This window comes from Methanoculleus sp. UBA413 (assembly GCF_002502935.1).
GTDB lineage: Archaea > Halobacteriota > Methanomicrobia > Methanomicrobiales > Methanoculleaceae > Methanoculleus > Methanoculleus bourgensis.
In genome coordinates, this window is the sequence record NZ_DAQR01000024.1 from 863 (window position 1) to 8580 (window position 7718).

Annotated in this window: 5 protein-coding genes and 1 CRISPR repeat array; all 5 genes read right to left on the reverse strand. The window is 54.3% G+C overall.

From position 1 onward, the window contains the following. Positions 1-58 precede the first annotated feature (58 nt). A CRISPR array of direct repeats spans positions 59-1415; the repeat unit is 36 nt; unit sequence GCTTCAATGGAGCCATGTCTTTTCAGACATGGTAAG. Positions 1416-1690: 275 nt separating this feature from the next. Continuing rightward, positions 1691-1990, reverse strand: a complete 300-nt coding sequence (cas2, locus tag BP858_RS12320; RefSeq protein ID WP_048104919.1) for a CRISPR-associated endonuclease Cas2 — start codon at positions 1988-1990, stop codon at positions 1691-1693. Between the two features lies 1 nt (position 1991). After that, positions 1992-3677: a CRISPR-associated endonuclease Cas4/Cas1 gene (locus BP858_RS02040; protein ID WP_014868359.1), complete on the reverse strand. Its 1686-nt coding sequence runs from the start codon at positions 3675-3677 to the stop codon at positions 1992-1994. Positions 3678-3819: 142 nt separating this feature from the next. Further along, on the reverse strand, positions 3820-5310 hold the full coding sequence (gene csb2 / locus BP858_RS02045) for a type I-G CRISPR-associated protein Csb2 (protein ID WP_014868358.1): 1491 nt from the start codon (positions 5308-5310) through the stop codon (positions 3820-3822). A 12-nt stretch (positions 5311-5322) separates the two neighbouring features. Continuing rightward, positions 5323-6330, reverse strand: a complete 1008-nt coding sequence (gene cas7g, locus BP858_RS02050; RefSeq protein ID WP_156147639.1) for a type I-G CRISPR-associated RAMP protein Csb1/Cas7g — start codon at positions 6328-6330, stop codon at positions 5323-5325. Positions 6331-6377: 47 nt separating this feature from the next. Further along, positions 6378-7718 (reverse strand): type I-G CRISPR-associated protein Cas8g1/Csx17 (cas8g1, locus tag BP858_RS02055; protein ID WP_286878705.1); only part of this gene is annotated, 1341 nt, incomplete at its 5' end.

The window sequence follows — 7718 nt, forward strand, 5'->3', positions numbered from 1 at the left end:
TCTTTTCAGACATGGTAAGGATAGCGAAGCGGCGCTCGCGACGGCGATCGGGAAACTGGCTTCAATGGAGCCATGTCTTTTCAGACATGGTAAGCCGACAGAACCGACAGACGACCAGAAAACCGAAGCAGGGCTTCAATGGAGCCATGTCTTTTCAGACATGGTAAGGTAGAGAATCGTAACATGGAGGACTGAGAATCATGGAAGCTTCAATGGAGCCATGTCTTTTCAGACATGGTAAGAGGTGGTGGTCTTCTGGGAGCCGTCGATGAGGACACTGCTTCAATGGAGCCATGTCTTTTCAGACATGGTAAGACTGAAGACCTTTACGCCCGCCGCCGGGTGATTACCGCTTCAATGGAGCCATGTCTTTTCAGACATGGTAAGGTCTCCAAACTCCAGGAGATGCTCCCCTCCCTGCAGCAGCTTCAATGGAGCCATGTCTTTTCAGACATGGTAAGGGCGCGTGGAAAGCGCAGATCAACCGCTACCTCCCGGCGGCGCTTCAATGGAGCCATGTCTTTTCAGACATGGTAAGCAACTCGACGACGCACACAGCCGGCAGACGGTGCTGCTTCAATGGAGCCATGTCTTTTCAGACATGGTAAGCAAAACTCGAATCCTGGAGAGCCTGTGGAATACGAGCTTCAATGGAGCCATGTCTTTTCAGACATGGTAAGCATGTTTAGACGAGTAATCCAACTATCTAGCGAGCCGCTTCAATGGAGCCATGTCTTTTCAGACATGGTAAGAGGGTGTCGTGCTGTGAGGCACTGGCGGTGATGGTGTAGCTTCAATGGAGCCATGTCTTTTCAGACATGGTAAGCGACGGCGCAGCGTCGATCCCCTCCGGCTCGCAGTGGCTTCAATGGAGCCATGTCTTTTCAGACATGGTAAGCGCCGTTCCCGATCCGGACGATCACCGGCTTTGGCGGCTTCAATGGAGCCATGTCTTTTCAGACATGGTAAGGGCGGCACGTTCGGTGGTGAATGTTTCCGGGAGGGCAAAGCTTCAATGGAGCCATGTCTTTTCAGACATGGTAAGGCGGTCGAGACCCCGAAGCAGCTCATCCAATACAAAGACTGCTTCAATGGAGCCATGTCTTTTCAGACATGGTAAGAGGATGCGGGCGCTGGCGATGCGTTGCGATATGTCGCGGCTTCAATGGAGCCATGTCTTTTCAGACATGGTAAGTCAAAACCCGTATCACAATTCGCATTGTAGAACGGCGCTTCAATGGAGCCATGTCTTTTCAGACATGGTAAGGGACTACAAGTTAATCTATGAGTCACATCCCTGGGGTTGCTTCAATGGAGCCATGTCTTTTCAGACATGGTAAGGGGGGCATGGCCTGTGGGTGAGTGCGAGGCAGGTCGTCGCTTCAATGGAGCCATGTCTTTTCAGACATGGTAAGGGCCCACTTATATATGAGAACACTCAAGGCTGATAAAAGGTGCCATAAAAACGTTGTAACCGTCCCCGGTTATTGATACTGTCAGGTGAGACATGATCTCATCCTCAGTATCCTGATGCCACATCTCTTTTCGAAAGAATGACAATTCTCCGGAATTTTGTTGCCATCCTTAATCCTCTTTGCATTTTCCACCAGGACCGTTCCATGGTACCCACCTTCAGCACCATTTCGAGCGGGTCCCGGGAACGTATCCACCACCTCACCTCTCGCAACGGTCAGAGTATAATGGCCGATTGATTGTTCACCTTCGGATGAACCCCTAAATATTCGATCCTTCTGTCAGCCTCCCCGCGCAGTGGCCCCAGATGGATGATCATAACCCGATCATCATCGTGCTTAATAATATTGGTCAAGGCAGCTACCAGTTCAACCTTACCCTTAGAAGATAAGTGGCAGCGAAATACCGAGTAGTGCAGAGGATCGCCATAACCCTTCATGGTTTTGTGCACAGCATAGAGTCGCTTCTGATCCGAAATGTCGTAACTTACAATATATACATTCAAACCGCTCATCATTTCACCTGGTACAGAAGGGCGGATACTCCTGGATCTCGCCCAGGATCACTCTCGCAAGGAGCCGAGCCTGAACCTCCAGAATACGCCGGTAACTGACTCTGTAACCAAAGATAGGGTGCGTTATCTCCGAAGTCATCCTCCTCTCATAACCGGAGATCACCGTCTTCTTCCCCTTTTGATTGAGGGAGACACCTAATCCCCTGCATATGAAGTCCTTCTCCGTGAGCTCGCCGTTATTGAAGAGCGTGATTGTAACGGAGTCTGCAATGAGAGGACGAAACTCCTCCATGAGATCGAGGGCAAGAGCCGGCCTGCCGTACCTTGGCCGGTGGTAGAAACCCAAATAAGGATCAAAACCAACTGCCAGAAGTGTTATGAAGAATTCCTTGACCATAACCCCGTAGAGGTACGATAACACCGCATTTACCGGGTCTTTTGGAGGTCTTTTATTCCGGTTTTCAAATGAAAAACTGACTTCCCCAGACTTCAAAAGGTTATTGAACCGCGAGAAGTAAATCTGGGCTGCTGCCCCTTCTATCCCAAGCAAGCTCTCTGCGCTTTCTGCCACCTCGGCCTCTCTTGCCAGACGATTGAGTGACGTTAAGACCTTCTTTGGAGGGGCGGGGTCGTTTCTCCGGATGAGGGTTCGAGAGTTCCTGATCTTGCCGGATACGAATGATCTCGCTATCTTCAAGGACTTCGTGCTATCGCCAGCCCTGTCAAACTGACGTATCCTCAGTTCCACATTCTTGTGGGTGTTCCCCTGGGATATCCCATAGAACCAGCCGCCATGCGAATAATGGCATATCGGCACACCCCTCTGGAGAAGATCCGCGAGGGCAGGTGTGGTGATCCCCACCCCTCCGTACAGGGATAGCTGGGCGACTTCCCTCAGCTTTGCTTCCCCCACTTTATCTCCCTTTGACCAGAACTCCAGACGATCGCCACGTTTTTTAACCATCTGACCATGACCGACGACATATACTGGAACCTGATCGTCTCTGGAGGGGACAAGTCTCCGCGCCGTTTTGACTTCATCCTCCTCCTTCTCCATCTCTCTCAGGAAGTTGACCTCATCTGGAAGGCATATGCCTGCGAGAGAGCAGCGCACGCACTTAGCACTCCCCTCCAAAGGGGGAGGGATCTCCCCCTCTCGGGCTACCTTTCTGAGGGTATCGATCAGATCTCTTGTCCTTCTCACCAACAGATCATCAAAAGGCACGGAGACCTTCTGTTTTGACGTGACGAAGTATATCACACCTTCAGAGCAATCAAAACCGTTCTCCCTCAGAACCAGCCCCTGGGCACAGAGCTGTACCCTCTCCGGCTCGTAAGCGCCCTCAGGCACATTGGGCGCAGTTCCTCTCTTGTAGTCCACCGGCGTGACCTTCTTCCCCTCTCCCTCAAGGAGATCGATGCGGCAGGTGATACCGACCTCCGGTCCTGAGAGATATACAGATCTGGCGTGAAAGGTCTCATGAATCTCATCATCGGTCGGTACAACCCCGGCTTCAAGATCCACCCGCCTGTGCTGGAACCGACCATCCACCGTGTCGACGCTATCCACAAACTCCCCCTGGACCCACTCGATATAACAGAGCCTTGGGCAGTAGGCGAACTCATTCAGCATCCGGGCAGGAATCAGATCCGGAACCCATCCGCCATCCTGCCTCACATCTCCTCTCATAATCTCTCCTTCTCTCTTAGAACGAGTCTTTCCAGACCGGTGACATAACCTATACACACCCTGATTTCACTTTCTTCCGGGAGGGGTAGAACCCGGGGTGGCCAAGGAGAATCTGACCATCAGACAGGTGCAAGAACTACTATCAGCGGTCAGCTCGGGCAGGAACAAACTGCCCCAATCCCTGGTGGGCCCCGTATCCCAGAGCTATCGGAGCGTTCACCGGTTCTGCAAAGACCAGCTCAAACCCGTAGCCCATCCCCGGTTGATCTCCTTTTCGATTCCGCCGGAACTCAAGCCACCTGATATGCCGTCCGCCCCGGATCGACAGTTTTTCAAGGAGCCTGACATCTACAGGCTCGGGCAGGCCATGATAGACTGCTTCTCGGCGCACCTCGCCTGCGAGCCATTCCGGGAACGGCCCTCGCCCCTTGCGATAATGCCTCGGCGGAACAAACGGGGTTGCACTGATAAATCGAGTCCTTGATCCACCATCTTCCAGCAGATCCTCGATCTGCCCCCATTTCAAAGGGATGAAGTAGATATCCGGTTTCCCGCCCGGCTGCCACACCCGGTCAAGCCTGTCCAGTGCAATCACCTCATCGTGATTGAAGGGTACCCTGCACATAATGATGAGGTGATCCAGCCACCCGTCCCGATCCCGGTCGAGGGGGAGCACATAGACGTGCTGATGGCCCTGTAGAGGTTTACCGTCTTTTCCTTTACCACTGAACTTGGGAGAGACCTTTGCTGGGTCATTGACCACCCGTTTATGGATCCCCATCAGCTTGCGACGAACCCGTTCAGCCACCTCTACGGTCGAAGTCACGGATGGAGTCACCCGGGATTCGAGAGCATAGATCACCCCGCTGAATGCCGAGCCGCGTTCTGAAGTCTGCGGGGTATGTTTCACGCTGAAACAGCCGGCAGGTCGCAGATAGTCAACATACTGAAAAGCAGGTGGAACGCTCAGGCGAGCCTTCTGCATCTCATCCGTGGTGAAGGCCAGTGCATCCAGCCAGCTCAGTGTTTCAGGTTTTTCCCTCTTTGTCCGGGGCGGCCTTATGTAGGGGTTAGCAGCATAGGCGGGTTTGGGCATCGGACAGGCAACCCTGACAACTTCAAGATCCTCTCTGCCATTAGAGCCATTATTCGGAGCGCAATTCCATTTAACCCCATTAATATCAGAGCGGAGTCGTGCGGCCACCCATGATTCCGATCTGCCCAGGTAGTTCATCAACCCAAGCATCTGGTCCAGATCGTCGCTCTGGTCTGCGCTGAGATCGGTATTCGGCCACATCATAAGCAGACTCGAACCCCTCTCGACCGCGACGAAGGCATCGAATATCAACTGCTTTTTTTCAGCATTCTTATCGTTCTGGCTGAGATAGGACCTGGTGTGAGATGCACTTGCCGCCGGCAGATAGAATACAGGAGGTTCCGATGCGAGAGCCGCGAAGATGGGCTCGATACGGCTCTCGGGCCAGTCGCTCAGCTTCCGCTTCCAGACATCATAGAGCCCCCGGATAAGTCTGTAAGGAGACGGAGGCCATTCAGGCTCTCCCTCGTTTACGTTACGTCCCCAGGGCGTCGCGTGGAATCGTCCTGTGAGGAGATTCAGCTCGATAGCCAGCATATCGAGATCCCCTTACGGCTCCGTCTCCCCTTCCTCGGATACAGTCTCTTTCTTCTCTTCCTTCCAGATTACGTCAGATTTCAGCACAGTCACCGGCGGATCCGCAAAGAGTTTCTTCTCAGTGCATGCCCTGATCTTTTCTTGTATGTACTCAAGCAGGCTCTCCTCATCGGGGACGGTGAACCCTTCTGGGGCCGTTACCCTGACACCATCTTTTGGTGCGAGGTCACAGGCAGTCCGCAACCTGAGCCCGCTGCCCAGGAACCTGCAAACTTTGTACAGCCCGAGGGCGACAAGCAGCTTCTTAGCCTCCTCGCGAAGGCCGTAACCCTCGAGGAGGGCGAGATCAAAGTTAAAGTAGGCAACGATCCGGTCGGCGGTAAACTCCATGCGGTGGTAGGGAACGTTTCCGTACACGTCTTTGTCGTAACCCACAACCCGGATCTTACCGGTGGGGTCCAGCGGATTGTTCTTAACGCCACCCGACGCAGCCTCCCGGATACCTTCCGCCTCAATGAAACCGCTGAGTGCGCGCTGAATCTTGATCCGGCCGTCTTCGAGGTTAGCCATGAACGCCCCGTGGAGGAGTGAGTTTGGATCGTAGTAATAGAAGGCCTCAGCGATCTTTTTCCAGTTGAGCGGTTTCCCGACCTCGTATCCTGCTTTGTTCTTGAATGCCTCTTTGAACTCCTTGTTGGTTATGATGAACGGCGAGTTTATGCGATGAGCTTCAACGAGCGAACTCGTCTCAGTCTCGACCGCCCCGTCAAGTTTTGCCGTAATATACGGAAGACCGGCGAGTTCCGGTGCTATTCTCGGGCCAGACCCCTCAAGACAGGTCTGCTCAAGCCTGTTCGCGACGGACTGAGAAGATTCCACCAGAATCATCCGCGTCCCATCAGGTCTTTCGTAGATCGCCGCACCCAGGTCAGGAAAGCCTGTCGGCTGGAAACGGTCGCCCTGAACGGGCTGAAGTTCGACCTCGAGCAGAAGCCGGGGAACGCCCTTCAGCTTCTCCATTTCATGTGAAATTCCAGTCATGCAAATACCATCCTTTTCGGTTCATACTACGCTTTTTTCTGTTGTGGTCTGAGAACGAGCCTCATAATCTCCTGCTCCCTCTGGATCGGCAGGAGAAGGGCGGCAGCTATGCGAACGCCATCGCCCCCGTCGGGGAAGTCGGACGTGATGGGGATGAGCCCCGCTGAAGACAACCGGCGTCCCGCGACCTTACACGCATCCTGTACGTGACCCCCCTTCAGGCGTGGGACGATGGAAGGTTCGGGCCTGATCGTCATCGCATCCCCGTTCATCTTGATCTCTCCGGGCAGGAAGAGAAGTTTAAGCAACGCAAACGAGCGGGGTACCAGTCTCTCAGTGGTTGGCCTTATCCACCCTTTCTGGACCATCAGGTCCCTCCGAACGGTGCGGAGGGGTTCTGTATCACTCCACCGGATCCAGGTGAAGCCGAACAGCAGATCCTCAATGAGGGATTCGTCGACCCTGCCATCTATCAGGGCGCACGCATCCTCTGGAGAGAGACTGATCGCTCCCCAAAGCGGGTTTCGTTCGGCACCCGTTCTCTGAGCGTCCATCATCCTTCGAGAAAGCACGGACGTGAGCCTGGAAGTGAGTGAGTTTCCGTGCCAGGCAACCTGACCCCGGCCAATGTCCCATCTCCAGGGTTTTGCGGGATCCACCGGGGCCAAGTTCGCCCTGATCGGACCCACATCACCAGTAGCCCCGATTGATGCCAGGGCAGCGGCGATCCTGACCTCTATGCTCCCGTCATCGGCAGCAACAATCCACCGTGGGCTCAGACCCGATACCGGGCGGGCGAGTTTCGGATCCCGTTCCGGCCCCCGTTGAGCCATGAGCCGTTCAAGTCTCCCGATGGCTGCGACCAGATACTTGACGTGGGTTGCGCCGCCGTGGATGAGCAGGGTGTAGATAGCCTCGTCAATCTCCCTTCTCGCCGATGAGAAACTGGCCGGAGGTCCATCTCCTTTAAATTTACGTAAGAAGTTGTCGACAGATCCCAGGAGCTGGTTGAGCTCCCTGATCAGATCGCTTTCGGTTCTGGCGCTGACCGGGAATCTACCTGCAGGGAGGGCCACGTAACTATCGCCTCTCCGTTTAAGCAGGCTGTATCGGACAAACTCTGTGACACCACGATCCACCCCAAGGGATGATGCGGCTTCTGCAAACTCAATGCCAGTTGATGCAGGTTTCCGCCCCACATCAGCTCGCCCTTCGCTCAGGAATGATCTGAGCTCGTGGTATCCTACGGGGCAACCCCACAACGGTGCCCATATCTCAGCTCTTGCATCATTCTCGTCTTTGTCACAGGATGATGCGTACCCAACCGGCGTCGGCCTGACGGTAAACGGACTCCTGAGGAATCCCGG